The organism is Sphaerisporangium sp. NBC_01403, assembly GCF_045040145.1.
Taxonomy (GTDB): domain Bacteria; phylum Actinomycetota; class Actinomycetes; order Streptosporangiales; family Streptosporangiaceae; genus Sphaerisporangium; species Sphaerisporangium viridialbum.
This window is the reverse complement of sequence record NZ_CP109534.1, coordinates 3,476,061-3,502,778: the sequence shown is the minus strand read 5'-3', so window position 1 is coordinate 3,502,778 and position 26,718 is coordinate 3,476,061. Positions and strand designations below refer to the sequence as shown.

Genomic DNA, 26,718 nt, shown 5'->3' with positions numbered 1-26,718 from the left:
TTCCTTTCAGCTCGGCTGCGGGCATGCTCAGTCCTCTCGCGTACCCGTCTCGGCATCCCGGAATCCATATGTCCAGCACAAGACGAAAGCGCCCCGGCTCCTGTGGGAGACGAGGCGCTCTGTTCGGTAGCCGGGGAGGCTACACGTCCATGCACCACATCCAGCCGTAGCCGCTGATGTAGCAGCGGTACCACTCGGGCGCCATGGCGTTGGCCGGGGCGCTGGTGGCGGCGAAGGTGGTGCCGACGATGGCGATCGCGGCGATGGTCGTGGCGGCCCGGCGGGCAAGAGTGCGCATCTGTCGCTCCTGAAGTCGTTTCGAACGTCTTCAGGTAATCGCGTGCGTCTTGAATCCGACTTGGCCGTGGCTGCCCGCCGGCTTGAAGAAGCCTTGGGCGCCACCAGCGGGAGGCGGCAAGTCAAGATTTCCCTACCGCTTGGCTGGGTTATCATTTTCTCCGGACCAAGAAGAGTCCGGCAGGATGACACTTTTCGGTCAGGCGCACTCCGTGTGCCATGGGGCAGGGAGTGGCGAGGACACATGAAGATCAGAAAGCAGGGCGTGATCGCGCTCGGCCTCGCGCTCGCCGTCGCCGCGTGCGGCGGTCCGGGTGATCCGAGCGCTTCCGGCGGCGCGTCCGGCTCCGACGGCGGCACGTTCACGTACTGGACGAGCGGCTGGCAGCCCGACCAGATCGCCGAGATCGACGCCGCCTTCGACAAGGCCCATCCCGGAATGCACGCCAAGGGTCAGTACATCGCGAGCTCCGACCAGTTCCTGCCCAAGGTGATCTCGGCACTGAAGAACGGCACCCAGCCCACGGTGCTGCTCACCCAGAACCCCTCCGACCTCCCGGTGATCGCGCAGAGCGGGAAGCTCGTCCCGCTCGACGGCAAGCTGGCCGCCGAGACCGACGCTTTGTATCCCGGCATCAAGGAATCGCTGTTCTACAAGGGACACCAGCTCGGCATCGCCCTGGCCGGCGTGGGCGACATCGTGCTGTTCTACAACAAGAAGGCCTTCGCCGGCGCGGGCATCAAGAACCCGCCCGCGACGTGGTCCGAGCTGGCCGAGGACGCCAGGAGACTCTCCGACCCCGCCAAGAACAAGTACGGCTTCTACGTGCCGCTCGGCGAGGCCGAGTGGATCACCTTCGCCTGGACGCCGATGCTGTACGCCGAAGGGGGGTCCTTCCTCAACGCCGACGGCACGGCGACCGCCTTCAACAGCCCGGCGGGGGTCAAGGCGCTCACCACATGGGTCGACCTGGTCAAGGCCGGGTTGGCGCCGAGCACCAGCTATGCCCAGGCGGGCAGCTTCGACGGGGCGCCCGCGTTCGCCAGCGGCACCGTCGCGATGATCGTGAACGGCCAGTGGGCGGTGCCGACCTTCGGCAAGGCCGGCGTGGACTTCGGCGTCGCCCCGATGCCGAAGGGGGCCGCCGGCACCTCGACCAGCATGGGCATCGGCGTGGCCGCGCTGCTGAAGACCGGCGCCGGCGCCGAGAAGGCCGGCCTCGCGTTCCTGAAGTTCCTGACGACCCCCGAGCGGGGCGCCTACCTCGCGGCCAAGAACGGCGGCCTGCCCTCGGACCCCGCCCAGCTGGAGCAGCAGGCGCTCAAGGACCACATCGCCGGGGACCCGACGTACACCGTCTTCGCCGAGGCGGAGAAGACCGGCAAGGTCCGCCCGATCACCCCCGCCTACAACGCGATCTCCCAGAGCCTCTGGACCGAGATCAACGCGGCTCTGAAGGGGCGGAAGACCCCGGCCGAGGCCCTGGCCAAGGCGGCGCGAGACGGAGACGCGGCGCTGAAGAAACTCGGCTGATGAGGCAGCGGCACCGCACCTGGGCCCTCGCCTACGGGTTCGTGGCACCGACGGTGGTGCTCACCGTGGTCTTCTCGCTCATCCCGCTGGCGATGCTCCTGTGGCGCAGCCTGTACAGCGGCGGGGTGTTCGACACCTCGCCGGAGTTCGTCGGCCTCGGCAACTACCGGCAGATGCTCCAGGAGGGCGGCGGCCACGCCCTCGGCGTCACCGGCGTCTACACCGCCGGATTCATCCTGCTGACGATGGGCGTCGGCCTTGGGCTGGCGCTGCTGCTCAACTCCGGTGCGCCCGGCGTCGCCCGGGTGCGGGCGCCGTTCGTCATCCCGCTCGTCGTGCCCGTCGTCGCCACCGCGCTGATCTGGGCCAACATGTTCGCGCCGCGGTTCGGGCTGATCAACAGGCTGCTCGGTGCCCTCCACCTTCCTCAGGCGGACTTCCTGTCCTCCCCGGGGCCCGCCCTGGTCGCGGTGCTGACCTTCGGCGCGTGGCAGTTCTTCGGGCAGAACGTCATCCTCTACGTGGCGGCCCTGAAGTCCGTTCCCGGCGACGTGCTCGACGCGGCCAGCGTCGACGGGGCGGGGGCGTGGCGCAGGTTCGCCCACGTCCAGTGGCCGATGATGCGCCGCCACACCCTGCTGATCTGGGTGGTCACCACGCTCACCGGGCTGCAGACGTTCACCCAGATCTACGTGCTGACGCAGGGCGGCCCGGACGGCGCGACCCAGACCGCGCTGTACTACGTCTACAACGAGGGGTTCGTCCAGTTCGACACCGGCCGTGCCAACGCCATGGGCGTCGCGCTGTTCCTGCTGTCCCTGCTGGTCACCCTCACGCAGATCTGGCTGCTCGGGCGGGTGGACCGTGCCCGCTAGCCTGATCGCCCGCCGCTCGGTGGTCTACCTGCTGCTCGGCCTGGCCGTCGTCATCGTGGCGTTCCCGCTCGGCTGGATGGCGGTGAGCGCCCTGAAGACCGACGCCGAGATCATCAACCCGGCGGCGCCCCTGCTGCCGGCGCATCCCCAGTGGTCCAACATCGGGCGCGCCCTGTCGCAGGCGCCGTTCGGCCGGTGGTACCTCAACACCGCGATCTTCGGCGTGGCGGCCACCGGCGGGCAGCTCGCGAGCGGGCTGCTCGCCGGCTACGCGTTCGCCATGCTCGACTTCCCGGCCAAACGGCTGCTCTTCGTCGTCGCGCTGAGCGGGCTGATGGTGCCGTTCAGCGCGATCATCGTCCCCATGTCGCAGCTCCTCGGCGAGCTGGGCTGGCTGAACACCTACCAGGGCCTGATCGTGCCGAACATCGCCTCCGCCCTCGGCGCCTTCCTGTTCCGCCAGTTCTTCCTCGGCACGCCGCGGGAGCTCGGGGAGGCCGCGCGCATCGACGGGGCGTCGGAGCTACGGGTGTTCCTCAACGTGTACGCCCCGCTGGCGCGCCCGGTGGTCGCCGCGCTGGCCATCATCCTGTTCCTGCAGAACTGGAACAACTTCCTGTTCCCGCTGATCGTGGTGAACACCACCGAGATGTCGGTCCTGTCGCAGGGGCTGTCGGTGTTCCAGAGCCAGTTCACCACTCAGTACAACCTGATCATGGCCGCGTCGCTCATCACGATCGTCCCCGTGCTCGTCGTCGCGGTGGCGGCGCAGCGCCACATCATCGAGGGCATCACGCTCGGCGCCCTCGACTGACCCGCCGGGGAGCCCGTCAGGCGCGAGCCAGGACCTCGGTGACCGTGTCCCGCAGGGGAGTGGTGGGACGGCCGATGAGCCTGCTGAGATCGCCCGTGGTGCCGGCGAGGGCTCCCCCGGCGATGTCCAGCTCGATGTCGGCGAACATGGCGGCGACCGGCCCGGGCAGGCCCGCCCCGGCAAGGACCCGCTCGTACTCGTCGCGGGGCAGGTCCTGGTAGGCGACCGGCTTGCCCGTGACCGCGGCGACCTCCGCGGCCAGCTCGGCCTTGGTCCACGCGACGTCGCCCGCCAGCTCGTACACCGTGTTCTCCTGGTTCTCGCCGGTGAGCACGGCCACCGCGGCGCGGGCGTACTCCTCACGGGTGGCGGTGGAGACGCGGCCCTCGCCGGAGGCGCCGGCGATCGTGCCCTGCTCGGCGGCCTGGGTGATCGTGCTGACGTAGTTCTCGACGTACCAGCCGTTGCGCAGGAAGGAGAACGGGATGCCCGAGGCGCGGATGTGCTCCTCGGTGCCCTTGTGCTCCGCGGCGAGCGCCAGCGGGGTCGTGTCGGAGTGCAGCACGCCGGTGTAGGCGAGCAGCGCCACACCGGCCTCCGCGGCGGCGTCGACGACGACCTTGTGCTGGGGGAGGCGGATTCCCACGGTGTCACTGGAGATGAGCAGGACGCGGTCGCCCGCCGCGAACGCCTGCTTCAGCGTCTCGGGCCTGTCGTAGTCGGCCTCCCTCACCTGCACTCCGCGCGCGGCCAGGTCGGCGGCCTTCTCGGGGTTTCGCACGGCAGCCACGATCTGGCCGGCCGGGGTGGTCTCCAGCAGGCCTTCGACGACGAGGCGGCCGAGCTGCCCGGTGGCACCGGTTACGACGATCATCTTCACTTCTCCTCGCTCTTGGGGTCGGCGACAGGTTAGTACTAACTTCTAGAAAGTGCCAACTCTGAGTTAGTACACAAAGCACGCGCAGTGCGGTGAGAACGTAAGCTTGGAGCATGGAAGACCAGGCCACCCTCGCCCGCGACGAGCACGGGCAGGTCATCTTCGACGTGTTCGCACGCGGATGCCCCTCCCGCGAGACGATGGAGCACATCACCAGCCGGTGGGGCATCCTCGCCCTGGCAGCCCTCAGCGAGGGCGCCTACCGCTTCAACGCTCTTCGCCGCCGCGTCGACGGCGTCAGCGAGAAGATGCTCGCCCAGACCCTGCAGGCACTTGAGCGCGACGGCATGGTCCACCGCGAGGCCCAGGCGACCATCCCGCCCAAGGTCGAGTACAGCCTGACTCCCCTCGGCCGCGAGGCGTCGCGGCGCCTGCTCGGCCTGATCGAATGGCTTGAGGGAGAGATGCCCCGCATCCTGGAGGCACGCGACCGCCACGCCGGCGCTTGAGCGACGGCTCGCAGTCGCGCTGCTATTCGCCCTCGCCCGTCGTGCGCGCCGCCGCCGACCGGTACCTCGCGCTGTACAAGTCCCTGTGAGAGCTGTCGGAGTCTCTGTGAGACCGGCGGGGGACCTGGGGATGACGGGTCGGACTTGGGGATGACGGGTTGGACCTGGAGTGACGGGTTGGCCGAACGCTGGGAACGGCCCTGGTCGTGCGAGACAGTGAACCCGTGATGCGACGAGTGATCTCCCTCTCGCTCCTCGGAGTCCTGTCGGGCTGCGGAGGCGGCGTGACGCTCAGCCGGGCACAGCTCGACGATCTCGGCTCCGAGGGGGTGGCGCCCGACATGGTCTACCTGGTCGACCTGCCGGGGTACGAGCTGGCCGAGCAGTCCATGAGCGTCTACAACGAGGAGGGCTTCCAGGCGTACTACTTCTCGGCCGAGGGCAGGCAGGTGTGGTTCGGGGTCGATCGCGGCTCCTTCAGCGACGCCGTCTGCGCGGTCAAGCCCCTCCACGACGCCGAGCCCCTGGTCGCCCCGGACTCCTGCGAGTACGACGAGGCGGGCTGGTACCGCACCAGCGGGCGGTGGCATGAGTACGCCACCGTGCAGCAGGGGCATGTGATCCGCATCAGCGGTCTCAAGGCCGACGTGGACCGCGCGTCGCTCAAGGAGGCCATCTCCGGGGCACGGCACGCGAGCGGAGCGGGCGACGCGGCGGCGGCGTCCTCGGGCGTGGGTGATCTAGATCATTCGCCCGCCCGCCGAGCGGTCGGGTGGTGATCCGGGGCCAGCTCGGTTCCGGGGGTGATTCGCTTCAGCGGACGCCGCGCGGGCGGAACTGGATGCTGATGCGGGGGCCGGTGACCCGGGTGCTCTTGGGGATGGCGTGCTCCCAGGTGCGCTGGCAGCTGCCGCCCATCACGATGAGGTCGCCGTGGCCGAGGTCGTGGCGCAGGGCAGGGCCGCCGCCGCGCGGGCGGAGCAGCAGGCCACGGGGCGTGCCGACCGAGATGATCGCGACCATGGTGTCCTCGGCGCTGCCGCGCCCGATGCGGTCACCGTGCCAGGCGACGCTGTCGCGCCCGTCGCGGTAAAGGCACAGCCCGGCGGTGCGGAACGGCTCGCCGAGCTCCTCGGCGTAGTGCGCGTCGAGGGCCTCCTTGGCCTGTTCGAGGACGGGGTCGGGAAGGGGCTCGCCCTCGTCGTAGAACTTCAGCAGCCGGGGCACGTCGACCATGTGGTCGTACATGTGGCGCCTCTCGGCTTGCCACGGCACGGACCGCGCCAGCCGCTCGAACAGGGCGTCGGCGCCGGCGATCCAGCCGGGCCGTAAGTCGATCCAGGCCCCGTGGCCGAGGGTCGTGCGCCTGACCGTGGACCCGAGGGGGCCCGGGCCGGCCTCCTCGCACAGATCGAGCAGAGATGCCTGGAACGCGGCGGTCATTCGCCCAGTATATGGCAGGTATTCAAACACCCATTCGATCAAGCTCCGGGGTGTTCTCAAGCCCGAAGGGTCAGGGCCTCTCCTGCAGGACGGACAGGACGTTGCCGGCGGGGTCGGTGAACCAGGCGATGAAAGGACCGCCGCCGCGGAAGACGCCCTTCTGGTCCGCCTCGATGCCGTCGTACCTCTCGAACCTCACCCCGCGCTCGGTGAGCGTGTCGACGGCCTGGTCGATGTCGTCGACGGGGAAGTTGAGGATGGTGAACGACGCGGGGGTGTGGCCGGGCTTGGGGTAGACCAGGACCTCTGTGCCGCCGGCGAGGTGGAGGCGCAGCATGCCGTGCTCCTCGGACACATCGAGGCCGAGGACGTCGCCGTAGAACTCCTTGGCCTTCGGCACATCGTCCACCGCGAATCCGCTGAACGCCCTCGTGTTCCCGAACATGGGTCCTCCTGTGTGTTCTCCGAGGTCAGCCGTGCCAGGCCAGCGTACTGAGCCGGTACGACATTCTCGGAGCCCCCGGACCGTCCGCTCGGAGCCCGCCACGTGCCTTGGCGCGAGTCAGCGGACGGGTGCGACGGAGGCCTGCGGGAGCCGGCCGTGGCCGGCGGGCCGCTGGGCGCCGTGTCTCGGCGGGCCGGACCGCCCCGGGCTGGGCACGACGATCGCGGTGAGGATCAGGCCGGCCTCGACCACCCAGCGGCCGGAGAAGGCGGTGATCCGCTGCCCGCGCACCCTCGGCCCCGTCACCCGCAGCCAGGCCGAGAAGTTGCCGTTCACCGGATCGATGTTGATCAGCACGTCCTCGAAGTCGAGCCAGCGCTTGGTGAGCGGGAACCACGCCTTGTACACCGACTCCTTGGCGCTGAACAGCAGGCGGTCCCAGTGGACGCGGGGATGGCGGGCAGCGAGCCTGCGCAGGCTCTCGCGCTCCTCGGGCAGGGAGATGGCGTCGAGGACGCCCGGGACCAGCGCCTCGTTGGGCTCGGCGTCGATGCCGATGGTGGTCACCTTGGAGGCGATGCCGAGGACGGCCCCCCGGTAGCCGGCGCAGTGGGTGATGCTGCCGACGACGCCCGGCGGCCACTGGGGCTCCCCGCGCAGGCCGGGAAGCACGGGGCTCGGGCGCATGCCGAGCTTGCGCAGCGCGTCATGGGCGCACACCCGTGCCGTGCTGAACTCCTTGCGCCGTTTGTCGTCGGCGTGGATGATCGCCAGCTCCTCCTCGGGGAAGAGCACGGGCTCGGGCGCGTCGGCGAAGACGTCGGCCGCCACCACGCAGTCGGGCAGTATCGACTTGATCATGGCCGCTCGCGGCCCGGGAGGGACTGCCAGGGCGAGCCCGCGTTCCGTACGCACCCGCGCCCAGGCGGGGAGGGCGGGCTCTCGGCCGTCTCCCGGCTGACGGAAACGGCGAAATCGAGAACGCCGGCCCCCGGGGGCCTTTTGTTGCTCACTCGCGTAGCGGTCACGTCCCAAGCGTAGCGACGACGCTGTTCCGCGAGGAATCAACGCCAATCTTTCTCGGGACCGGTTCACGCCCGGCTAGGGCACGGCACGGGGTGGTAAGGGTGCGCGCGGGGAGGACGGCGGGAATTGCGTCACGGGCGCCGAGATCCATCATAGGCGCAGGTGGCGATGGGCGGAAGTTCCCGTACGGACGGCGCGGGCGGGCCCGGCGAATCCGTTTCCAAGGGGGAAGGCTCTTTGCGAGATGCGGTGGCGGCCGATCGGGTGTTCCATGCCGCATAAGGCCCGTAAGGAATCGGCGCGGTGAATGGCTCCCGCTGGAAACAATTGGGGAGCCCCGGCCCGCGCAGCGGGAAATTGTGCGACGGGTAAAGCCCGCCGTGCGCACCGCAGAGCTTATCGTATCGGCGAGGAGCGCCCGGCTCAGCCGACCAGCTCGCCGGACTCGCCCATGCGCCCGCCGGAGCCGAGCATGGCCCGCGCCTCGGTGAGCATGGCAAGGGCCCGCGCCTCGTAGGCCGGCGTCTGGATCGACTGGAACAGACTGAGCGCCTGCTCGAAGTGGACGACGGCGTGCTGGGCGTCGTCGCACGCCAGGGCCAGCTCTCCGAGCCCGAGCAGGGAACGCGCCTCGGGCAGCCGGTCGCCGGTGGTCCTGGCCAGCCGGACGGCGTGGCGCAGGGCCTCCTCGGCCGGCGCGGTCTCGCCCTGCCGGAGCCGGGCGATGCCGAGGCCGTTGAGGATGTACGCCTCTCCGATGGGGTCGCCGATGTCGCGCACCATCGTGAGCGCCGTGTCGAAGATCTCGGCCGCGAGGGCCGGCTCGTCCCACGCCAGGTAGGTGTCGCCCATGCGGTGGAGCACCTGGGTCTCGACCCTCCTGCTGCCGCCGTCGCGGCTGAGCGCCAGCGCCTCCGACAGCAGGGTGCTGGCCCCCTCGGGGTCGCCGGTCTCCAGCCTGAGCTGTGCCAGGTTGTGCAGCACGTACGCGGAGGACACCTGGTCGCCCGTGCCCGCGAACATCGCGAGGGCGCGCTCGTAGTGGGCCGTGGCCTGCTCGTAGCTCCCGCTCATCCTGTCGAGGAAGGCGATGTTGCGCAGCACCAGGGCGGTGCCCTGGTCGTCGCCGATGTCGGCGAAGAGCCTGATCGCCTCCTCGAAGTCGCGCCGCGCCTCAAGGAAGCGCTTCTCTGTGATGTGGAGGGAGCCCCGCGAGTACAGCATCGCCGCCTGGCCGCGCACGTTGGCGGCGAGGCGGACGGCCGCCAGCGCGGTCTCGTGGGTCTCGCGCCAGTCGTCGAGGTAGACGCGCGACTCGAACAGCGTCACCGCGCTGACCGCGAGGTCCCACGAGAGGTCGACGAACCCGGCCTGCGCCGCCTGGCGGATGCCGGACACCAGCAGCGGCCGCTCGCGCTCGTACCAGGAGAGCGGGTCGGCGACGAGCTGGCCGACCAGCCTCTCGGGGAGCGGCCAGCGCGGGGCGTCGCTGTGGATCTGGGCGTAGTCGCCGCCGTACGCCCGGCGGTGGGCGGCCTCGGCGAGGAAGAGCAGGGCGCCGAGCACGCGTTCGAGAGCCGCCTTGCGCTCGGCCGGGGTCTCCTCGCTCGCCAGGCACTCGCGGGCGAACACGCGGATGAGGTCGTGGAAGCGGTAGAGGCTGTGCACGCCGTACCCGCCGGCGGTCTCGATGAGCTGGGCGTCGGCCAGCTCGTCGAACAGGTCGGCGGCGTCGGCGAAGGGGACGTCGAGCAGCGCGGCCCCGATCCAGACCGAGAACATGCCGGTGTCCAGGATGACCAGCCGCCTGAACAGCCGCCTGGCCTCCTCGCCGACGCTCTCGTAGGTGAAGGAGATGCTGGCCCTGATGCCCATGTCGCCGTGGTTGAGCTCGTCGAGCCTGCGCGTCTCGTCCTCGAGACGGCTCACGAGCTGCTCGATGCGCCAGTGGGGACGGGCGGAGAGCCGGGCGCCGGCGATGCGGAGTGCCAGCGGGAGCTGCCCGCACAGCTCGGCCAGCGCCTTGGCCGACTCGGTCTCCGAACGCACGCGCGCGGTGCCCGCGATGCGCGCGAGCAGCTCCATCGACTGGTCGGTGTCGAAGATGTCCATGTCGACGTGGATGGCCCCCGCCAGCCCGGCCAGCCGGCTGCGGCTCGTGATGAGCACGGCGGACATGCGGGTGCCGGGAAGCAGCGGCAGCACCTGGCTCTCTGTGGCCGCGTCGTCCAGGACGACCAGGGTCCTGCGGTCGGCGAGCAGGGCGCGGTACATCTCGGCGCGCTCTTCGAGCCCGTCGGGCATGGCGCTGCCCGGCACGCCGAGCGCCCGCAGGAACCGTTCGAGCACGTGCATGGGGCTGACCTGCCGGGAGGCTCCGCCGTGCAGGTCGGCGAAGAGCTGACCGTCGGGGAAGCGCTCGGCCACCATGTGCGCGGCGTGCACGGCGACGGTGGTCTTGCCGATGCCGCCCTTGCCCGCGACGATGATGATCGGCACGGCGAAGCGGGTGGGGTCCTCGGAGGCGAGCGCCAGCTCTCTCTCGATGGCGTCGATCTGCTTGGTGCGGCCGGTGAAGTCGGCGATCGCGCTCGGGAGCAGGAACGGCACCGGCGCCGCGGGTGCGGGGGCCGGGGGCTCGACGGGGATTATGGTCGCCTTGACCGGCATGTCGAGGCTCTCGTCGGCGGTCAGGATGGCGTGTTCGAGGCGCTGGAGCTGCTCGTTGGGCTCGATGCCCAGCTCCTCGATCATGGTCTCCCTGGCGAGGCGGTACACCTGGAGGGCCTCGGCCCTGCGGCCCGATCGGTAGAGCGCCAGCATGAGCTGGCCGCGCATGCGCTCGCGCAGGGGATACTGCTCGATGAGGCGGGTCAGCTCGCCGATCAGCTCCTGGTGGCGGCCGAGGTCGAGCTCCAGCTGGATGCAGTCCTCGTTGGTCATGATGCGCTCTTCTGTGAGCCTGGCCGCCGCCGACTGCACCGGCCTGCTCTCGATGCCCTGCAGGGCCTCCTCGCCCTGCCACAGCTTGAGGGCGTCGCGGTAGCTCCTCACGGCCTCGTCGAGGTCGCCGGCGTTGCGCGCACGGCGTGCCTCGACGGTCAGGACCTCGAACCGCTGCGCGTCGAGGCGGCCTTCCTCGACGCGGATGATGTAGCCCCGGGGGTGGGTGGAGATGATGTCCGCGCCCTCGTGCGCGGCGAACAGCCGCCGCAGCGAGGAGATGCAGATCTGGACCTGGGCGCGTGCCGTGGGAGGCAGGTCCTCGCCGTAGATGGCCTCGGCGAGGCGGTCGACGGTGACCAGCCGGTTGGCGTCGAGCAGGAGGTTGGCGAGGGTGATGCGCTGCCGCGACCCCCCGATGTCCAGGCGGTCGGTGCCTGCGATCACTTCAAGCGGTCCCAGAATCCGGAACTCCACCCGTTGACTCCTTGCCAGAAAACTTGCGGACCCATCCCCGGAAGTCTTCGCGCTCTCAGCCCTCCTGAGACAAGTATCAGGTACGCCACCCCCGGCGGGCCGGGCTTTGTGGCCGTCCGGGGTAAGTCGCCTGCTGAGACGTGCAGTGGAGCCAGGTGGTACCGATCATCCCTCCTCGAACCCCTACCGCTAATGCCCATATCGTACAACTAAGTGGCTACAGGAACCAGACGGGTATTTACCTACCGAAAAGCCCATATGTGAAGCCCGTTATGTCGTGGGAAAAGATCGCCTTATGTCCACCAATGGGCTATTAACCAGCGCGAACTCCACCACGGCCGCCGCTCGGGGTCGCGCGCCCGGCCCGCCACGGGTGTCCGCGATCTTCCAAGGGTGCCGCGCCGGCTCCGCCGGACCGTCCCGCGCCGCCGCCGGGCACGGGGAGCCGGCGGCGACGGCGGCTCGCGCCCGGCACCGGTATTCGGGCCGGAGTTCACCGATGACGGCGCCCGCCAATCACCTCTCCGGCGCGATAACAGGGCTATCCGCCCGCCCCGGGCTGTAGGGGTTCCGCAGGGGTTTCTGCGCGCTTCCGGCCCCGTCTAGCATCGAATCAATCGAGCTTGGAACGGATTTTTAGCCGCATGATGAGGTGGTGTCTCTGGTCGGTGGTTTCCTTCGCAGTAAGTCCCCACGCGGGCAAGGGCCATCGCGCGAGCGCCACTCGCACGGTGGCTCTTGCTTTGCACGCGCGATCACCGGCCGCCGGGGGAGAAGGGCCGTGACCAGCAGTTCGACGAGCGCCGACCAGAGGAGGGACATGGCCGACGAATCGGCGGAGGCATTTCCTTCCGCCAGGCCCGGAAGTGTCGTGCGGAACGGCGTCGTCGGCGGAAATTCAGCGATGAACACGTTCGTCGTAAAGGCGCTCGGGGGCACGGTTCCCGATTCGCCCGCGCGATCGAAGGCACCTATTGAAAGCAGGTCGGCGTTCGCCGTGAAACGGGCGGCGGCGACCTCGTTCAGGCGGCCGGAGTCGGGTGCCCGCCCCCGCTCCGGTGCAGGCGCTTCAGGCGGATTCACCGCGTACGCGCTGGGCCGGCCGAACCGCGCCGGCCGATTCTTGAGCGTGGCCGCCGACAATCGCTTCCGAGATGAAGCTCCCCACGACGCGAGGCCGAGAGCCCGCGCCCATGATTCCGAGGAGTGAAGATGTCCCGCCGCCTGTTCACGTCCGAGTCCGTCACCGAGGGCCACCCCGACAAGATCGCCGACCAGATCAGCGACGCCATCCTCGACGCCATGCTCAAGGGTGACCCGAAGAGCCGCGTGGCCGTCGAGACGATGATCACCACCGGTCAGGTGCACGTCGCCGGTGAGGTGACGACGGAGACGTACGTCGACATCCCCGGCCTCATCCGGGAGAAGATCCTCGAGATCGGTTACGACGCCTCGCACAAGGGCTTCGACGGCGCCTCGTGCGGCGTGTCGGTGTCCATCGGCGCGCAGTCGCCCGACATCGCCCAGGGCGTCGACGACGCCTACGAGATCCGCGAGGGCGAGGGCGCCGACGAGCTCGACCGCCAGGGCGCGGGCGACCAGGGGCTGATGTTCGGCTACGCGACCCGCGAGACCCCTGAGCTGATGCCGCTGCCGATCACGCTGGCGCACCGCATGGCCCGCCGGCTGTCGGAGGTCCGCAAGGACGGCACGGTTCCCTACCTGCGTCCCGACGGCAAGACCCAGGTCACCATCGAGTACGACGGTGACCGCCCGGTCCGCCTCGACACCGTCGTGCTCTCGACCCAGCACGCCGCGGGCATCGACCTGGCCGACATGCTGGCCCCCGACATCAAGGAGCAGGTGGTCGACCCGATCCTGGCCGGCCTCGACCTCGACATCGAGGGCTACCGCCTGCTGGTCAACCCGACGGGCCGGTTCGAGATCGGCGGCCCGATGGGCGACGCGGGCCTGACCGGCCGCAAGATCATCGTGGACACCTACGGCGGCATGGCCCGTCACGGCGGCGGCGCGTTCTCCGGCAAGGACCCCTCCAAGGTCGACCGCTCGGCGGCGTACGCCATGCGGTGGGTGGCCAAGAACGTCGTGGCCGCCGGGCTGGCCGACCGCGCCGAGGTGCAGGTGGCGTACGCCATCGGCAAGGCGCAGCCGGTCGGGGTGTTCGTGGAGACCTTCGGCACCGAGAAGGTCGACGTGGACAAGATCCAGCAGGCGATCCTGGAGGTCTTCGACCTCCGTCCGGCCGCGATCATCCGCGACCTCGACCTGCTCCGCCCGATCTACTCCGCCACCGCCGCGTACGGCCACTTCGGCCGCGAGGGATTCTCCTGGGAGTCCACCGACCGTGCCGACGCGCTCCGCCAAGCCCTCTAGGAGGCGCCATGACGACCTTCCGCGAACTTCTGGCCCAGCGTGTCCTGGTCGCGGACGGGGCCATGGGGACGATGCTGCAGGCCTACGACCCGGCCCTCGACGATTTCGAGGGCCACGAGGGCTGCAACGAGGTGCTCAACGTGACCCGCCCCGACATCGTGCGGGGCGTGCACGACGCCTACTTCGAGGTGGGCGTCGACTGCGTGGAGACCAACACCTTCGGCGCGAACCTCGCCGCTCTGGGGGAGTACGACATCCCCGGCCGCGTCTTCGAGCTTTCCGAGGCGGGCGCCCGGCTGGCCCGTGAGCGGGCCGACCACTGGTCGACGCCTGAGCGGCCCCGTTTCGTCCTCGGCTCGATGGGTCCCGGTACGAAACTCCCCACCCTCGGGCACAAGCCGTACCAGGCGCTGCGCGACGCCTACCGCGACAACGCGGCTGGGCTGATCGCGGGTGGCGCCGACGCGCTGATCATCGAGACGTGCCAGGACCTGCTGCAGGTCAAGGCGGCGGTCGTCGGAGCGCGGCGCGCGATCGAGGCGGCCGGGCGGGACGTGCCGATCATCGCGCAGGTGACGATCGAGACCAACGGCGCGATGCTGCTGGGCTCCGAGATCGGCGCCGCGCTGACCGCGATCGAGCCCCTGGGCGTCGACGTGATCGGGCTGAACTGCGCGACCGGTCCGGCCGAGATGAGCGAGCACCTCCGCTACCTTGCCAGGCACAGCCGCGCGCGGCTGTCGTGCATGCCCAACGCGGGCCTGCCGGTGCTGACCGCCGACGGCGCCTACTACCCCCTGGCCCCGGAGGAGCTGGCCGCCGCGCACGACGGCTTCACCCGCGAGTACGGGCTCTCGCTGGTCGGTGGCTGCTGTGGCACCACCCCCGAGCACCTGCGGCGGGTGGTCGAGCGGGTCCGCGGCCGTGAGCAGGCAGAGCGCCGTCCCCGTCCCGAGGCCGGCGCGGCCTCGCTGTACCAGCACGTGCCGTTCCGGCAGGACACCTCGTATCTGGCCATCGGCGAGCGCTGCAACACCAACGGATCGAAGGCGTTCCGCGAGGCGATGCTGGCCGAGCAGTGGGACGAGTGCGTGGAGATGGCGCGCGACCAGGCCCGTGGCGGTGCGCACATGCTCGATCTGTGCGTGGACTACGTGGGCCGTGACGGCGTGGCCGACATGAAGGAGCTGGCGTTCCGCTTCGCGACGGCCTCGACGCTGCCGGTCGTGCTGGACTCCACCGAGCCCGCCGTCCTTGAGGCCGGGCTGGAGATGCTCGGCGGCCGTGCCGTGGTGAACTCGGTGAACTACGAGGACGGCGACGGCCCGGGCTCCCGCTTCCAGCGGATCATGAAGCTGGTCAAGGAGCACGGCGCGGGGGTCGTGGCCCTGACGATCGACGAGGAGGGCCAGGCCCGTACGGCCGAGTGGAAGGTGCGGGTGGCCGTACGGCTGATCGAGGACCTGACCGTCAACTGGGGCATGAGGGTCGAGGACATCCTCGTCGACGTGCTCACGTTCCCGATCGCGACCGGGCAGGAGGAGACCCGCCGCGACGCGTTGGAGTCGATCGAGGCGATACGGGAGCTCAAGCGCCTCTATCCGGCCGTCCAGACGACCTCGGGCCTGTCGAACGTATCGTTCGGGCTGAATCCGGCGGCGCGGATTGTGTTGAATTCGGTGTTTTTGAATGAGTGTGTGAACGCTGGGTTGGATTCGGCGATCGTGCATGCGTCGAAGATTTTGCCGGTGGCGCGGATTCCTGATGAGCAGCGTCAGGTGGCGTTGGACATGGTGTATGACCGGCGGCGGGAGGGTTATGACCCGTTGCAGCGGTTCATGGAGTTGTTCGAGGGGGTCGATGCCGCGTCGATGCGGCAGGATCGGGCGGCTGAGCTGTTGGGTCTGCCGTTGTGGGAGCGGTTGAAGCGGCGGATCGTGGATGGGGAGAAGAAGGGCCTGGAGGCCGATCTGGAGGAGGGTCTGGGGCGGCGTCCTGCTTTGGAGATCATCAATGAGGTGCTGCTGGACGGTATGAAGACCGTGGGTGAGTTGTTCGGCTCGGGTCAGATGCAGTTGCCGTTTGTGTTGCAGTCGGCTGAGGTGATGAAGACCGCGGTGGCGTATCTGGAGCCGCATATGGATCGGGTGGAGGGGGAGACCAAGGGGCGGATCGTGCTGGCCACGGTCAAGGGTGATGTGCATGACATCGGGAAGAACCTGGTGGACATCATTTTGTCCAACAATGGTTATGAGGTGGTGAACCTCGGGATCAAGCAGCCGGTGTCGACGATTTTGGAGGCGGCGGAGGACAGCAAGGCCGATGTGATCGGTATGTCGGGGTTGCTGGTGAAGTCCACGGTGATCATGCGGGAGAACCTGGAGGAGATGAACGTCCGGGGGATCTCTGATCGGTTCCCGGTGCTGCTGGGCGGGGCGGCGTTGACCCGGGCGTATGTGGAGCAGGATCTGGCCGATGTGTTCCAGGGTCAGGTGCGTTATGCGCGGGACGCGTTCGAGGGTTTGCGGTTGATGGACGCGTTCATGGCGGTCAAACGCGGGGTTGCGGGGGCGGCGTTGCCGCCGTTGCGGGAGCGGCGGGTCAAGACCGGGGCGACCCTGGTGCGTACCCCGGAGGCCGAGTTGCCGGCGCGTTCGGATGTGGCGGCCGGCAACCCGATCCCCCGGGCGCCGTTCTTGGGGGAGCGGGTGGTGAAGGGGATCTCGCTGGGGGAGTACGCCGCGTTCCTTGACGAGCGGGCGACGTTCATGGGGCAGTGGGGGCTGAAGGCGGCCCGTGGTGGTGGTGGGCCCTCGTATGAGGAGCTGGTGGAGACCGAGGGGCGTCCGCGGTTGCGGATGTGGCTGGAGCGGATGCAGACCGAGGGGTTGCTGGAGGCGGCGGTGGTGTACGGGTATTTCCCGTGTGTCAGCGACGGCGACAGCCTGATCATCCTGAACGAGGCGGGGGAGGAGCGGACGCGGTTCACCTTCCCGCGGCAGCGGCGTGACCGGCATCTGTGCCTGTCGGACTTCTTCCGGTCCCGGGAGTCGGGTGAGGTGGACGTGGTGGCGTTCCAGGTGGCCACGATGGGGAGCAAGGTGTCGCGGGCGACGGCGGAGTTGTTCGCCAAGGACGCCTACCGCGATTATCTGGAGTTGCACGGGTTGTCGGTGCAGTTGACCGAGGCGCTGGCGGAGTACTGGCATGCCCGGGTGCGCTCGGAGCTGGGGATCGGTGGCCGGGAGTCGCTGGAGGACATGCTGAAGGTGAACGTGACCGGGTGCCGGTATTCGTTCGGGTATCCGGCGTGCCCGAATCTGGAGGATCAGGTGCAGTTGTTCGAGTTGCTGGATCCGGAGCGGATCGGGGTGTCGTTGTCGGAGGAGTTCCAGTTGCATCCCGAGCAGGCGACCTCGGCCCTGATCGTGCATCACCCCGAGGCCAGCTACTTCAACGTCTGAGGACGCCGGACGGGTGCCGTACGGCGTACGGCACCCGTGGGTGAGCGGCTCCTGACCGCGCGCCGCCCGGTCAAGCCGAGGTCGAGCTCTGCCCGAAGAGGACGAGGGCCCAGGTGAGGCAGCCGAACGCGGCGGTGGAGGCCACAGCGCGTACGACGTTCCACCGCACCCACCGTGCCTCGAACTGCTCGCGCACGGTCGCGAGGTCCATCACGCGGCCGGGTCCCCCCGCGGCCTCCAACTGGTCGTTCAGCGGCACGTTGACGGCGAAGGTGACGAGGAGCACCACCGTGTACAGCACCAGCGCGGCGACGATCCAGAACAGCGCGGCACCGGCGCCCGCACGCAGGTGGAGCACCGCGGCGAGCGCGATCAGGACCGGCGCTCCGAGGAACGCGAGCAGGAACCAGCCGTTCAGGATGGCCACGTTGATCGACCGCATGGCGCCGACGAACGTGCGGTCGTCCGTCCGGTTGAGGCCGAGCATGACCGAGATGGCGTAGGCGTAGAACAGGCCCGCGATGAGCCCGGTGGTGATCGTGGCGGTGACCAGGGTGGCGCCTCGTGCCAGATCCGTCATCGCGTCCTCCTTGGTTGTGTGGTCAGCGTGGTGCACCCCCACGGGCGACAGGTGGCCCCGTCGCCCGTGGGGTGCCGGGCCCCCGGCGAGGCCCCGGATCTCGCCGGAGGCCCCGTCGGTGGGCTAGCCGTTCCAGACACCGGTGGCGGCGGTGTCCCGCGCGTAGTCGGCGAAGTCCCGGGGCTCACGCCCGAGGGCGCGCCGCACGCCGTCGGTGAGGTGGGCGTTGCGCCCGTCCAGCACTCTGGTGAACAGGTCGGTCAACAGCATGACGTACTCGGGCGGAACGCCCTGCCCGGCGAGCAGGGAGGCGTACTGCCCCGGGGCCACCGGCTCGTAGCGGACCTCGCGCCCGGCCGCCTTGGCGATCTCCGCCGCGGCGTCGGCGAAGGTCAGCAGCCGGGGACCGGTCAGCTCGTACAGCTCGCCCGCGTGGCCGGGCTCGGTCAGCGCCGCCACCGCGACGTCGGCGATGTCGTCGGCGTCGACGAACGGCTCGCCCACGTTTCCGGCGGGCAGGGCGATCTCGCCGCCCAGCACCGGCTCAAGCAGGTAGTCCTCGCTGAAGTTCTGGCTGAACCAGCTCGCCCGCAGGATCGTCCACTCGGCGCCGGACTCCCTGACGCCCTTCTCGCTGATCTCCGCCTCTTCCTCTCCCCGGCCCGACAGCAGCACCAGCCGCCGCGTGCCGCTCGCCGCCGCCAGCTCGGCGAACGCGCGGACCGACGGGGCGGCCTCCGGGGAGGCCAGGTCGGGGTAGTACACCACGTACACCGCCCCCACGTCCTCCAGCACGGGCGCCCACGTCGCCTGGTCGTTCCAGTCGAACGGGGGCGTGCCGGCGCGCGAGCCGATCCTCACCGGCAGGCCACGCGCGGCGAGCCGCTCCGCCACGCGGCGGCCGGTCTTGCCGGTGCCGCCCAGGACCAAGATTGTCTTCTTTTCTTCCATGCCGACAGTCAATCGCCCGCACCATGAGACGGGCCATGGTTGAGAAGCGCGATTCCATGTTCAGGCGTCTATAGTGAGGCGCATGGACACTCTCGCCAGCATGCTCGACGGGCCGAGGGCCCGAGGCGCCTTCCTGCTGCGCTCGATCCTCACCCCGCCGTGGTCCCTGCGCATCCAGGATGGGGCGCCGCTGACCCTGGTGGCCATGGTGCGGGGCGAGGCATGGGTGGTGCCCGACGGCGAGGAGGCGGTGCGGCTGGGCGCGGGGGACGTCGCGATCATCCGGGGCCCCGAGCCGTACACGGTGGCCGACGACCCCGCCACGCCGCCCCAGGTCGTGATCCACCCGGGCCAGCACTGCGCGTCCCCCGAGGGGGAGCCCCTGGCCCAGGCGATGGACCTCGGCGTCCGCACCTGGGGCAACAGCCCGTCCGGGTCGGCGGTGATGCTCACCGGCACCTACCAGATGCGCGGAGAGATCAACCGGCGGCTGCTCGCGGCGCTGCCCACGCTGCTGGTCCTCCCGGACGACGCCTGGGACTGTCCCTTCATCGCCCTGCTCGGCGATGAGATCGTGAAGGACGAGCCGGGGCAGGAGGCCGTTCTCGACCGGCTGCTCGACCTGCTGCTCATCGCCGTGCTGCGCGCCTGGTTCTCCCGGCCGGAGGCCGAGGCGCCCGCCTGGTACCGCGCCCACAGCGACCCCGTGGTGGGCAAGGCCCTGCGCATGCTGCACAACAACCCCGACCATCCCTGGACGGTCGCCATGCTGGCCGAGGGCACCGGCGTGTCCCGCGCGGCGCTGGCGCGCCGCTTCACCGAGCTGGTCGGGGAGTCGCCCATGGCCTACCTCACCGGCTGGCGGCTCGCTCTGGCCGCCGACATGCTGCGCGAGTCCGACGCCACCGTCGGCGCGGTGGCGCGGCAGGTGGGGTACGGCAGCTCCTTCGCGCTGAGCACCGCCTTCAAGCGCGTGCACGGCGTCAGCCCGCAGGACCACCGCAGGCGACGCGTCCACGAGCAGGCCAACGCGTAGGCCGACGCCCGTCCGGTCTCGCGCCCCGGCACCGCCCCGCGCGGACGTTCCCCGCGCCGGGCCTGTCGCGGGCGACGAAAATGGATGGCAGGCCGCCGTCCATGGACAGCACACTTGCCGCATGGAGCAACCCCCTGGCCGGCTCGTCAGCGCGCTCGTGACCGCGGGCGGCCGGCTGATCGGCACCGTCGGCCCGTTCCCCGTGCGCGGTCCCAGGTGGGCCGACGTGGAGCCGGTCGTCGCGCACCTGCGCCGGGCGCTCGGCGTGCCCGTCGTGGTGTTGCGCCTGGTCACGGTCGACGGCGGCGGGGGAGCCCGGGACGGTCACGTCACCTACCACGTCGAAGCCCTCCAGCCCCCCGGCCCGCTGTCCCAGCCGGACGGCGCCTCGCCGCCCGGACCGGGCGCGGGTGCCTTCCCGCAGTGGGAACCCGGCGCGTCGTACCAGGCCCGGCCGGGGTACGCCGAGCTGACGGCGCCGGTGGCGGGGCGCGCGATGTGGGCCACGGCCGCCGGGGTGCGGGAGGCCCTGGGCTGGGCCGCCGCGGCCCTCCGGGACGCGGGACGGCAGCCCGTGGGGCCCGTGGAGCAGGTGAAGACCTGGAACCTCGCCGGGCTCTTCCGCGTGCCCACCTCGGCCGGCCCGGCCTGGCTGAAGACCACCCCGCCGTTCGCCACCTGCGAGGCGACCGCGATCGAGGTGGTGGGGCAGGCCGACCCCGAGCTCGTACCCGTCGTCCTCGCCGCGGACCCCGCGCGAGGATGGGTGCTGCTGGAGCACATCCCCGGGGCCGACTGCTGGAACGCCTCCGAGGAGGTCATCCGTGAGGCGGTGAGCCGTATGGCCACCGCCCAGGCGGCGATCGCACGGCGGGGTACGGTGCCGCACGGCCTGCCCGACCGCCGCCCTCGCGCCCTGGCCCGCCAGGTGAACGACCTTTTGGACGGCGAGGCCGCGGGGAGCCTGACCACCGGCGAGCTGTCGGAGGCGTGGCGCCTCGCGGAGCGGCTCCCGGCGCTGATCACAGCGCTGGAGGAGTGCGGGCTGCCGGACACCTTCGTGCACGGCGACTTCCACCCCGGCAACTGGAGGTCCGGCGGACGCGGCACGGTGGTGCTCGACTTCGCCGACGGCCACTACGGGCATCCGGCCGTGGACGGCCTGCGTCCGCGCGACTTCCTGCCCGAGACCAGGTGGGCGAGCGCGGCCGATGCCTGGGCCGGCACCTGGTCGGCGCTGGTGCCCGGGTCAGACCCGGTACGGGCGCTGGCCCTCGCCGAGCCGCTCTCACACCTGTCGTACGCCGTGAGGTACCAGGAGTTCCTCGACAACATCGAGGACAGCGAGCGCCGCTACCACGAGGGCGACCCCGCAGCGGAGATCCGCGCGGCCCTGGCAGCCATGGCCGCGACACCGCTCTGAGGCGCTCGGGCCGAGGATGGCGGCGGCACGCACCCTGACCGGTCAGGCGTCCGCCTGGTGATCAGCCGCCCGGGCCGCGGCTCATGGCCAGGTGGGCTGGACCTGGATGCTGTGGGTGCCGGTGAGGGTGCGCTCGCCGACGGTGCCCGCCCGTACGCGGGTCGTGGCGCGCAGGAGGCCCGGCCTGCAGTTCTCCCCGGAGTAGAGGATGACGTCCGCATTGGTCTGGTTGATCACCCGGACCCGGCTCAGGAGGCGGAACGAGGGGAGCCCGTAGCAGCCGGGCGCCGGGTCGAAGAACTGGTTGCGCGCGACCCCCTCGGTCATGATGATCAGCTTTCCGGTGGCCGCGAGGGCCTGGCCGGGGGCCGTGAGGGTCAGCGGCACGGTGGCGAGCAGGGCGCCGAGGGTGGACAGGACACGTCGCATGGCTCTCTCCTCAACCGCGGGACTCCAGTTCGATCATCGTAACCGAGAGTGACGACAAGCTCACTGAAGCACCACGGCTCCCGCTCCGGACGTCCTGCCGCTCAGGTGGCTCCGCCGGAGCGGCCCGGTGTCCGGAGGAGGCGCTGGGCGAGCCGTTCGACGTGGTCGCGCCAGGTGGTCAGAGCGGTCGCCCGGTCCTCCGGTGGGCAGGTGTGGGTCAGGACCAGGCGTGCGCCCTGGCCGGTGCCCTCGCGCAGCTCCCAGCGGACCCGCCCGCCCCGCGTGCCGTACTCCAGCAGGTGGGGCGCCTTGGCGTGGGCGGGCGACAGCGGCGGGAACTCCGCCACGGCGAACCCCTCGGGCACCCGCTCGCCGGCGGGGTCCCCGCCCAGTGTGGCCCACACGACGGGAATCGGGCGGCTGAGCTGCCGCTCGAAGCGCACGCCCGTCTCCTCCTCGACGCCCTGGTCCAGCTCGAAGGCCTTGGTGTAGTCCTCCAGCAGCTCGTCCATGCCGCTGGTCTCCGTGGGCCGGCCCGCGCCGGAGAGGGCTCCGTCCAGCGCCGCGACGCAGGTGTGCCATCCGGCGGCGAAGCTCGGCGCGCCGTACCGGTCGTCGAAGGTCTGGGTGAGGATCAGCAGCGAGCCCTCGGCGATGGGCCGGATCTCCCAGTGGAGGACGTCGCGGTCCCAGGTGAAGGCGAAGACCCTCGGCGGGTCGAGCGCGGTGATGACGCCGGGGCTGTCCGGGGGGAAGTCGAACTCGATCCTGCCGCCCACCCGGAGCTCCAGCCGTACCGAGCTCGGGAACCACCTGGCGAGCTGGGCCGGCTCGGTCAGCGCGCGCCACACCTTCTCCGGCGGGTGCGCCAGCCGCCGCTCCATCCGCAGGACGCTGCGGCCCTCGGCGGTGCTCAGGGTCTCGTTCATGCGCTGCTCCTCAAGCTCGTACGGACGGGCCACTCTCGGATGGCCCAGTTGAACATACTACTTGAGTTATATGCCGGTAAACGCATACATGGGTTGCCGGCGAAAACGAAATCGCCGACCCGCCAGAAGGCGGATCGGCGATCGCGAGGCGCGCTCGGGACCGTGCGCTCCCTAGTCGCCGAACTCGTTCTGCACTCCGGGCGGGGTCAGCGCGGAGATGTAGTGCTGCGGAAGATGGTCGTCGACCGAGTAGACGGCGGGCAGCGAGCGGGTCGCCTCGAACTTGCGGGCGATGAAGGCCATGGCCGACATCGGGATGCCGAGCAGGCCCGCCATCTGCGGCGTCGGGTGCTTCCTCGTCTCCCAGTGGCCCTTCCTCGACTGCGAGGCGCACCGCGGGTAGGTCAGCAGGTTCACCACGCTGTTGCGCAGGTGCGGCACCCGGTAGTGGAACTCGCGGCCGAAGTGCCGGAACGGTCCCGACGCGGTGGACGGGAGGTGCGGAACGACGTCGCTGTCGTAGACGTAGCGGATGACGTTCTCGCGGAGGAACTCGTCGGTCTCGCAGGCCTCGGCGAAGCTCGGGTCGCCGATCATGGGCTGGCCGTAGGTGTAGACCGCCCTGAGCCGGTCAGCGAACGCTTCCCTGTACTTGCGCTCGTGCCTGATCATCACGCCCATGAGCGCGGCCATGGCCCCGCCCATGCTGTGCCCGGTGATGTACAGCGCCTCCATGTTCCCGTCCAGCCGGGAGGGGTCGGCGCTGTAGCCGCCCTCGGACTGCGACGACCCGTTGGGCTGCGAACCGCCGTCGTTGCCCATGGCGCGGATCGCCCGGCGTTCGCAGGCGTGCCGCAGGGCGTCCATGACCTCGTACCGGGTCGCGCGTACGTTGCGGTAGACCCCGGCGTGCACGGTCGCGCACGGGTCGCTGATCTGGTAGCCGATCCGCTCGGGCTCCACGTCGATGTTGCTGAGCCAGTTCACGAAATTCAGCGGGTCGGTTCCCCGGTAACACAGAATGCCGACTTTGCCGTTCCTGCTCTGGATGAGGTAGGCCGTCGAGCTGATCAGCATCGCGTCGACGGACGTCTGGATCATGCGGACCTGATTGTCCTCCAGGCCCATTCTCGCCATGATCATGGATAGGGTTCTGGGGTCCGAGTAGGAATAGGCCGCGCACGTCGCCATGAGATGCGCGATTTCGGGATCCGGATGATCGACGGCGTTCAGCAGCCGCGTCTCCAGGTTCTTGTAGACCGGGAATCCGGACGTCTCGCGGTGCCCGTACGGGCGGAGCTCGTCGTAGGTCGGTGCCTTGGCGTCCCGGTTCCACAGGCCGCTCATCTCGAGGATGTCCCGCATCCTCTGGTCCCACTCCCTGCTGAGATCCCCGGCCATCTCGGGTTTCCTGGTGCCGCTCACCACCTTTCCGGCGCTCGGCTGGCCGACCGCGGCCCCGACTGGTTTATCCGACTGGCGATTGTTCCTGGTGGTATCCACGCTTGCCACGCCACACACCTTCCGTCATTGACGGTGCTATCGATTGGTACGCGGTCTCCGTGATGAGCAGGACAGCGTCGCCACTCGCGCTTGACGCGCGCCCGAGATCCGCCTGTCCCTCACAATTTCCTAGACATCCCAGGTCAAATCTCATGCGCTCGCAAACTCATTTCCAGAGCGGCGCGGCGCGCGTCGTACTAGCCGAGCCGCCGGTGCGCGCGGCCGGCGATATGGGGCGGCGGGGTCAGGCCTCCGGGAAGGAGGGGATCGGGTTCCGCCTCGCCCCAGAAGGCGCGCAGCGGCAGGACGCCCGCCCAGATGCCGAGCCCGGCGTCGGGCCCGTCGCCGTCGTCCGGCGGGCCCGTGCGCACCTTCACCGACGCCTCTTCAAGGGAGAGCGCCAGGAGCGTCGTGGCGGCGAGCTCCTTGCGGCTGGGGCGGCGCGCGTACTCCCACTGGCCCGGGGCGGCGTGCTCGGTGAGGAGGCGGAGCCCGGCGAGCTTCTCCTCCGGGTCGGTCACCACGCGGGGGACACCGTAGATCATCGCGCTGCGGTAGTTGACCCCGTGCTCGAAGACGGAGCGGGCGAGCACCACTCCGTCGACGTGGGTCACGGTGACGCAGACGGACGTCAGCGGTGAGGAGACCAGGCTGCGGCTCGCGACCGAGCCGTGGAGGTACAGGGTGTCGCCGTCGGCCCCGTAGACCGTCGGGACGACCATGACCTGCCCCTCGACGGTCACCCCCAGGTGGCAGAGGAAGCCGGACGCGAGGATGGCGTCGAGGACGTCCCGGTCGAGGCTGCCCTGCTCCCGCAGGCGGCGGTGCAGGGTCCTGTCCGTCTGGGGCAGGCTCCGGCGCGGTGGGGACTCGGTCATGCCGGCTCTTTCCCTGGGGTGGGGCCGGTCGGCGCCCGGCCGGGCACGAGGACCGGCCACGGGTTCGCACGCCGTCGGCGTTTTCCAGCCGATGCTACCGATTCAGTGGCGTTGGTACGAGATATGGCACTGAATCCGTTGTCGCGGGCCCAGACCTCAGCGGGCGGAGAAGGCCGCCAGCGTCAGTGAGGCGTCGCGGGCCAGGGTCGGAAGGTGCTCGACGATCGGCAGCCGCAGGACGAACCGGGCGCCGCCGGCCTCCGACTCGCCGACCTCGATCGTGCCGCCGTGGGCGCGGGCGATGTCGCGGACGATCGCGAGGCCGAGGCCCGTGCCTCCCCGGTCGCGGCAGCGCGAGGCGTCCAGCCTGGTGAAACGCTCGAAGATCCGCTCGCGGTCCGCCTCGGCGACGCCGTCCCCGTCGTCGGCGACGACCAGCTCGGCCGTCTTCCCGTCGCGGCGCACCTCGACGAGCACGACGCACTTGGCGTGCCGCTGGGCGTTGTCCAGCAGATTGGTCAGGACGCGCGCGATCTGGGTGTCGACGGCGCTGACCATCACGCCGGGGGTGAGCCGCAGCCGTACGGGCAGCCGGTCGTCGCGCCGGGAGACCTCCATGCGGGCCGACTCCGCCAGGTCCACCTCTGTCAGCGCGCTGGGCGCGCCCGCGCCGACCTTCGCCAGGAGCAGCAGGTCGGTGATGATGGCCTGGAGCCGGTCGACGTCCCCGAGCGCGCGGTCGAGCAGCTCGACGAGGTCGGTGTCCTCCGGATGCAGGCGTGCCTCCTCGAGCTGGGCGCGAAGGCCCGCGATGGGCGTGCGGAGCTCGTGCGAGGCGTCCGAGGTGAACTGCCGTTGCGCGGCGAGCACGTGGTCCATCCGCTCTTTGGCGTGCTCCAGGCGCTCAAGCGTGCTGTTGACGGTCCTGGCGAGGCGGGAGATCTCGTCGTCGCCCGCCGGCTCGGGGACGCGGCTGCTGAGGTCGTTGACGTTGGTCGAGGCCAGCTCGGTGCGGATGGCCTCGACGGGCCGCAGCGTCCTGCCGGTGATCTTCCAGGTCGCCCATATCGCGAGGGAGATCAGCGCCGCGACCTGCACCGCGAAGAGGGCGTCGAAGACGCCCTCGGAGACGACCCCGCGAACCGGGCCGCCCGCGTAGATGACGTTGGACTCAGGGCCGGGGCCGACGCGGAGGGCCGAGATGCGGACGCAGCCGAGCTCCGCGATCGCGCAGGTCTCCACGTCCTGCTGCGGGTCCTGCGGCGAGGGCCGCGCGGTGCTCAACGGCGCGAGCCCGCGCGCGGCGGGAGAGGAGGCGATGACCCGGTGATCGGGCCCGACGAGCTGCAGCAGGTCGACGCCTGGGACGCTGCTGGTGATGACGGGGTCGGTCAGCTTGCCCGCCCGGTCGGCCGCCGCCATCAGACCGGCCGCGCGCCGGGCGTCCAGCCAGCCGGCGTTCGACAGTTGCTGGCGCGCGACGATGCCCGCCAGCACCCCCGACGGCACGAGCAGGAGCATCGCCAGGATGGCCACCAGGGCGGTCACCCGTCCGCGAATGGACCGGGGCCGCCACAACGTCAGAGCCCGCCGCAGCGGGGGTGACAAGGACGGGAATCGGGCATGCACGCGGAGTTCTCCTCATAACGTGATCATCGGAGCTGACCACGGTGGCGATGTGGTTCAGGTGCGGAGGTCCGCGCCTTGGCTTTTGGGACTGCCGTGCGGGGGAGCGGTCGGGCGGATCATCGCCGGGACACCTGGAGGCGGCGGTCACGACTGCCCCGGACTCCGGGTGCGGACCATGCGATCGCGGTCTGCGCACCAACGGGCGACTCGCCAGGCAACAGGAACATAGCATAAGCCCCAAAAGGGTGCAAATCGGGCAAAA

The 26,718-nt window shown here is 70.3% G+C and carries 22 protein-coding genes; 9 read left to right on the top strand and 13 right to left on the bottom strand.

Annotated elements, in window-relative coordinates; all coding sequences use genetic code 11:
* Positions 1 to 139: 139 nt before the first annotated feature.
* The gene (locus OG589_RS16170) at positions 140 to 298 is read right to left on the bottom strand and encodes a hypothetical protein (RefSeq protein WP_405149886.1); all 159 of its coding nucleotides are present in this window, start codon (positions 296 to 298) and stop codon (positions 140 to 142) included.
* Between the two features lie 243 nt (positions 299 to 541).
* Here OG589_RS16170 and OG589_RS16165 point away from each other — a divergent pair, with 243 nt between their 5' ends.
* From OG589_RS16165 to OG589_RS16155, 3 genes are read left to right on the top strand one after another with little or no spacing between them, the layout of a single operon-like run.
* Positions 542 to 1,831: an ABC transporter substrate-binding protein gene (locus tag OG589_RS16165; RefSeq protein WP_405149885.1), complete on the top strand. Its 1,290-nt coding sequence runs from the start codon at positions 542 to 544 to the stop codon at positions 1,829 to 1,831.
* A complete protein-coding gene (locus tag OG589_RS16160) occupies positions 1,831 to 2,706 on the top strand; it encodes a carbohydrate ABC transporter permease (RefSeq protein WP_405149883.1) in 876 nt (291 codons plus the stop codon). The genes OG589_RS16165 and OG589_RS16160 overlap by 1 nt, the downstream gene beginning before the upstream one ends.
* Positions 2,696 to 3,520, top strand: coding sequence for a carbohydrate ABC transporter permease (locus OG589_RS16155; protein WP_405149882.1), 825 nt, complete (start codon positions 2,696 to 2,698; stop codon positions 3,518 to 3,520). The genes OG589_RS16160 and OG589_RS16155 overlap by 11 nt, the downstream gene beginning before the upstream one ends.
* Before the next feature lie 16 nt (positions 3,521 to 3,536).
* Here the strand turns inward: OG589_RS16155 and OG589_RS16150 are convergent, their stop codons facing one another.
* On the bottom strand, positions 3,537 to 4,394 hold the full coding sequence (locus OG589_RS16150) for an SDR family oxidoreductase (protein WP_405149880.1): 858 nt from the start codon (positions 4,392 to 4,394) through the stop codon (positions 3,537 to 3,539).
* Between the two features lie 116 nt (positions 4,395 to 4,510).
* Between OG589_RS16150 and OG589_RS16145 the strand changes: the two genes are divergently transcribed.
* Both OG589_RS16145 and OG589_RS16140 read left to right on the top strand, forming a co-directional pair.
* Positions 4,511 to 4,906 (top strand): winged helix-turn-helix transcriptional regulator, encoded by a 396-nt coding sequence (locus OG589_RS16145; RefSeq protein WP_405149878.1) that lies wholly within the window; start codon positions 4,511 to 4,513, stop codon positions 4,904 to 4,906.
* Between the two features lie 224 nt (positions 4,907 to 5,130).
* A complete protein-coding gene (locus OG589_RS16140; protein WP_405149876.1) occupies positions 5,131 to 5,685 on the top strand; it encodes a hypothetical protein in 555 nt (184 codons plus the stop codon).
* Positions 5,686 to 5,719: 34 nt separating this feature from the next.
* Here the strand turns inward: OG589_RS16140 and OG589_RS16135 are convergent, their stop codons facing one another.
* From OG589_RS16135 to OG589_RS16120, 4 genes are all read right to left on the bottom strand, one after another.
* On the bottom strand, positions 5,720 to 6,349 hold the full coding sequence (locus OG589_RS16135) for an alpha-ketoglutarate-dependent dioxygenase AlkB (protein ID WP_405149875.1): 630 nt from the start codon (positions 6,347 to 6,349) through the stop codon (positions 5,720 to 5,722).
* Between the two features lie 70 nt (positions 6,350 to 6,419).
* Positions 6,420 to 6,794 carry a VOC family protein gene (locus tag OG589_RS16130; protein WP_405149873.1) on the bottom strand — a complete coding sequence of 125 codons (375 nt, stop codon included), beginning with the start codon at positions 6,792 to 6,794 and terminating at the stop codon, positions 6,420 to 6,422.
* A 117-nt stretch (positions 6,795 to 6,911) separates the two neighbouring features.
* Positions 6,912 to 7,655: a 4'-phosphopantetheinyl transferase gene (locus tag OG589_RS16125; RefSeq protein ID WP_405149872.1), complete on the bottom strand. Its 744-nt coding sequence runs from the start codon at positions 7,653 to 7,655 to the stop codon at positions 6,912 to 6,914.
* Between the two features lie 588 nt (positions 7,656 to 8,243).
* Positions 8,244 to 11,240 carry an AfsR/SARP family transcriptional regulator gene (locus OG589_RS16120; protein WP_405149871.1) on the bottom strand — a complete coding sequence of 999 codons (2,997 nt, stop codon included), beginning with the start codon at positions 11,238 to 11,240 and terminating at the stop codon, positions 8,244 to 8,246.
* Between the two features lie 1,212 nt (positions 11,241 to 12,452).
* On the opposite strand from OG589_RS16120, the gene metK reads away from it, so the two are divergent.
* The gene (metK, locus tag OG589_RS16115; RefSeq protein WP_405149870.1) at positions 12,453 to 13,634 is read left to right on the top strand and encodes a methionine adenosyltransferase; all 1,182 of its coding nucleotides are present in this window, start codon (positions 12,453 to 12,455) and stop codon (positions 13,632 to 13,634) included.
* Positions 13,635 to 13,642: 8 nt separating this feature from the next.
* Entirely contained in the window at positions 13,643 to 17,098 is a 3,456-nt protein-coding gene (gene metH / locus OG589_RS16110) for a methionine synthase (protein ID WP_405149868.1), read from the top strand.
* A gap of 70 nt (positions 17,099 to 17,168) precedes the next feature.
* Here the strand turns inward: metH and OG589_RS16105 are convergent, their stop codons facing one another.
* The gene (locus OG589_RS16105; protein ID WP_405149866.1) at positions 17,169 to 17,678 is read right to left on the bottom strand and encodes a DUF1772 domain-containing protein; all 510 of its coding nucleotides are present in this window, start codon (positions 17,676 to 17,678) and stop codon (positions 17,169 to 17,171) included.
* A gap of 123 nt (positions 17,679 to 17,801) precedes the next feature.
* Positions 17,802 to 18,629 (bottom strand): NAD(P)H-binding protein, encoded by an 828-nt coding sequence (locus tag OG589_RS16100; protein ID WP_405149865.1) that lies wholly within the window; start codon positions 18,627 to 18,629, stop codon positions 17,802 to 17,804.
* 82 nt (positions 18,630 to 18,711) lie between these two features.
* Between OG589_RS16100 and OG589_RS16095 the strand changes: the two genes are divergently transcribed.
* Positions 18,712 to 19,665: an AraC family transcriptional regulator gene (locus tag OG589_RS16095; protein ID WP_405149864.1), complete on the top strand. Its 954-nt coding sequence runs from the start codon at positions 18,712 to 18,714 to the stop codon at positions 19,663 to 19,665.
* Between the two features lie 121 nt (positions 19,666 to 19,786).
* Positions 19,787 to 21,088, top strand: coding sequence for a phosphotransferase (locus tag OG589_RS16090; protein WP_405149862.1), 1,302 nt, complete (start codon positions 19,787 to 19,789; stop codon positions 21,086 to 21,088).
* 81 nt (positions 21,089 to 21,169) lie between these two features.
* Here the strand turns inward: OG589_RS16090 and OG589_RS16085 are convergent, their stop codons facing one another.
* The 5 genes from OG589_RS16085 to OG589_RS16065 all read right to left on the bottom strand — a co-directional run bounded on the left by OG589_RS16085 (position 21,170) and on the right by OG589_RS16065 (position 26,456).
* The gene (locus tag OG589_RS16085; protein WP_405149860.1) at positions 21,170 to 21,517 is read right to left on the bottom strand and encodes a hypothetical protein; all 348 of its coding nucleotides are present in this window, start codon (positions 21,515 to 21,517) and stop codon (positions 21,170 to 21,172) included.
* 101 nt (positions 21,518 to 21,618) lie between these two features.
* A complete protein-coding gene (locus tag OG589_RS16080) occupies positions 21,619 to 22,446 on the bottom strand; it encodes an SRPBCC family protein (protein ID WP_405149859.1) in 828 nt (275 codons plus the stop codon).
* Positions 22,447 to 22,617: 171 nt separating this feature from the next.
* A complete protein-coding gene (locus OG589_RS16075) occupies positions 22,618 to 23,958 on the bottom strand; it encodes a lipase family protein (RefSeq protein ID WP_405149858.1) in 1,341 nt (446 codons plus the stop codon).
* Positions 23,959 to 24,146: 188 nt separating this feature from the next.
* A complete protein-coding gene (locus OG589_RS16070; protein WP_405149856.1) occupies positions 24,147 to 24,827 on the bottom strand; it encodes a pyridoxamine 5'-phosphate oxidase family protein in 681 nt (226 codons plus the stop codon).
* A 156-nt stretch (positions 24,828 to 24,983) separates the two neighbouring features.
* Positions 24,984 to 26,456 (bottom strand): sensor histidine kinase, encoded by a 1,473-nt coding sequence (locus OG589_RS16065; protein ID WP_405149854.1) that lies wholly within the window; start codon positions 26,454 to 26,456, stop codon positions 24,984 to 24,986.
* Positions 26,457 to 26,718 lie beyond the last annotated feature (262 nt).

Excerpts from the sequence above, each read along its gene's own strand:
- OG589_RS16170 (WP_405149886.1), bottom strand. The coding sequence starts at position 298 with ATGCGCACTCTTGCCCGCCGGGCCGCCACGACCATCGCCGCGATCGCC.
- OG589_RS16165 (WP_405149885.1), top strand. The coding sequence starts at position 542 with ATGAAGATCAGAAAGCAGGGCGTGATCGCGCTCGGCCTCGCGCTCGCC.
- OG589_RS16160 (WP_405149883.1), top strand. The coding sequence starts at position 1,831 with ATGAGGCAGCGGCACCGCACCTGGGCCCTCGCCTACGGGTTCGTGGCA.
- OG589_RS16150 (WP_405149880.1), bottom strand. The coding sequence starts at position 4,394 with ATGATCGTCGTAACCGGTGCCACCGGGCAGCTCGGCCGCCTCGTCGTC.
- OG589_RS16145 (WP_405149878.1), top strand. The coding sequence starts at position 4,511 with ATGGAAGACCAGGCCACCCTCGCCCGCGACGAGCACGGGCAGGTCATC.
- OG589_RS16135 (WP_405149875.1), bottom strand. The coding sequence starts at position 6,349 with ATGACCGCCGCGTTCCAGGCATCTCTGCTCGATCTGTGCGAGGAGGCC.
- OG589_RS16130 (WP_405149873.1), bottom strand. The coding sequence starts at position 6,794 with ATGTTCGGGAACACGAGGGCGTTCAGCGGATTCGCGGTGGACGATGTG.
- OG589_RS16125 (WP_405149872.1), bottom strand. The coding sequence starts at position 7,655 with ATGATCAAGTCGATACTGCCCGACTGCGTGGTGGCGGCCGACGTCTTC.
- metK (WP_405149870.1), top strand. The coding sequence starts at position 12,453 with ATGTCCCGCCGCCTGTTCACGTCCGAGTCCGTCACCGAGGGCCACCCC.
- metH (WP_405149868.1), top strand. The coding sequence starts at position 13,643 with ATGACGACCTTCCGCGAACTTCTGGCCCAGCGTGTCCTGGTCGCGGAC.
- OG589_RS16105 (WP_405149866.1), bottom strand. The coding sequence starts at position 17,678 with ATGACGGATCTGGCACGAGGCGCCACCCTGGTCACCGCCACGATCACC.
- OG589_RS16100 (WP_405149865.1), bottom strand. The coding sequence starts at position 18,629 with ATGGAAGAAAAGAAGACAATCTTGGTCCTGGGCGGCACCGGCAAGACC.
- OG589_RS16095 (WP_405149864.1), top strand. The coding sequence starts at position 18,712 with ATGGACACTCTCGCCAGCATGCTCGACGGGCCGAGGGCCCGAGGCGCC.
- OG589_RS16090 (WP_405149862.1), top strand. The coding sequence starts at position 19,787 with ATGGAGCAACCCCCTGGCCGGCTCGTCAGCGCGCTCGTGACCGCGGGC.
- OG589_RS16085 (WP_405149860.1), bottom strand. The coding sequence starts at position 21,517 with ATGCGACGTGTCCTGTCCACCCTCGGCGCCCTGCTCGCCACCGTGCCG.
- OG589_RS16080 (WP_405149859.1), bottom strand. The coding sequence starts at position 22,446 with ATGAACGAGACCCTGAGCACCGCCGAGGGCCGCAGCGTCCTGCGGATG.
- OG589_RS16070 (WP_405149856.1), bottom strand. The coding sequence starts at position 24,827 with ATGACCGAGTCCCCACCGCGCCGGAGCCTGCCCCAGACGGACAGGACC.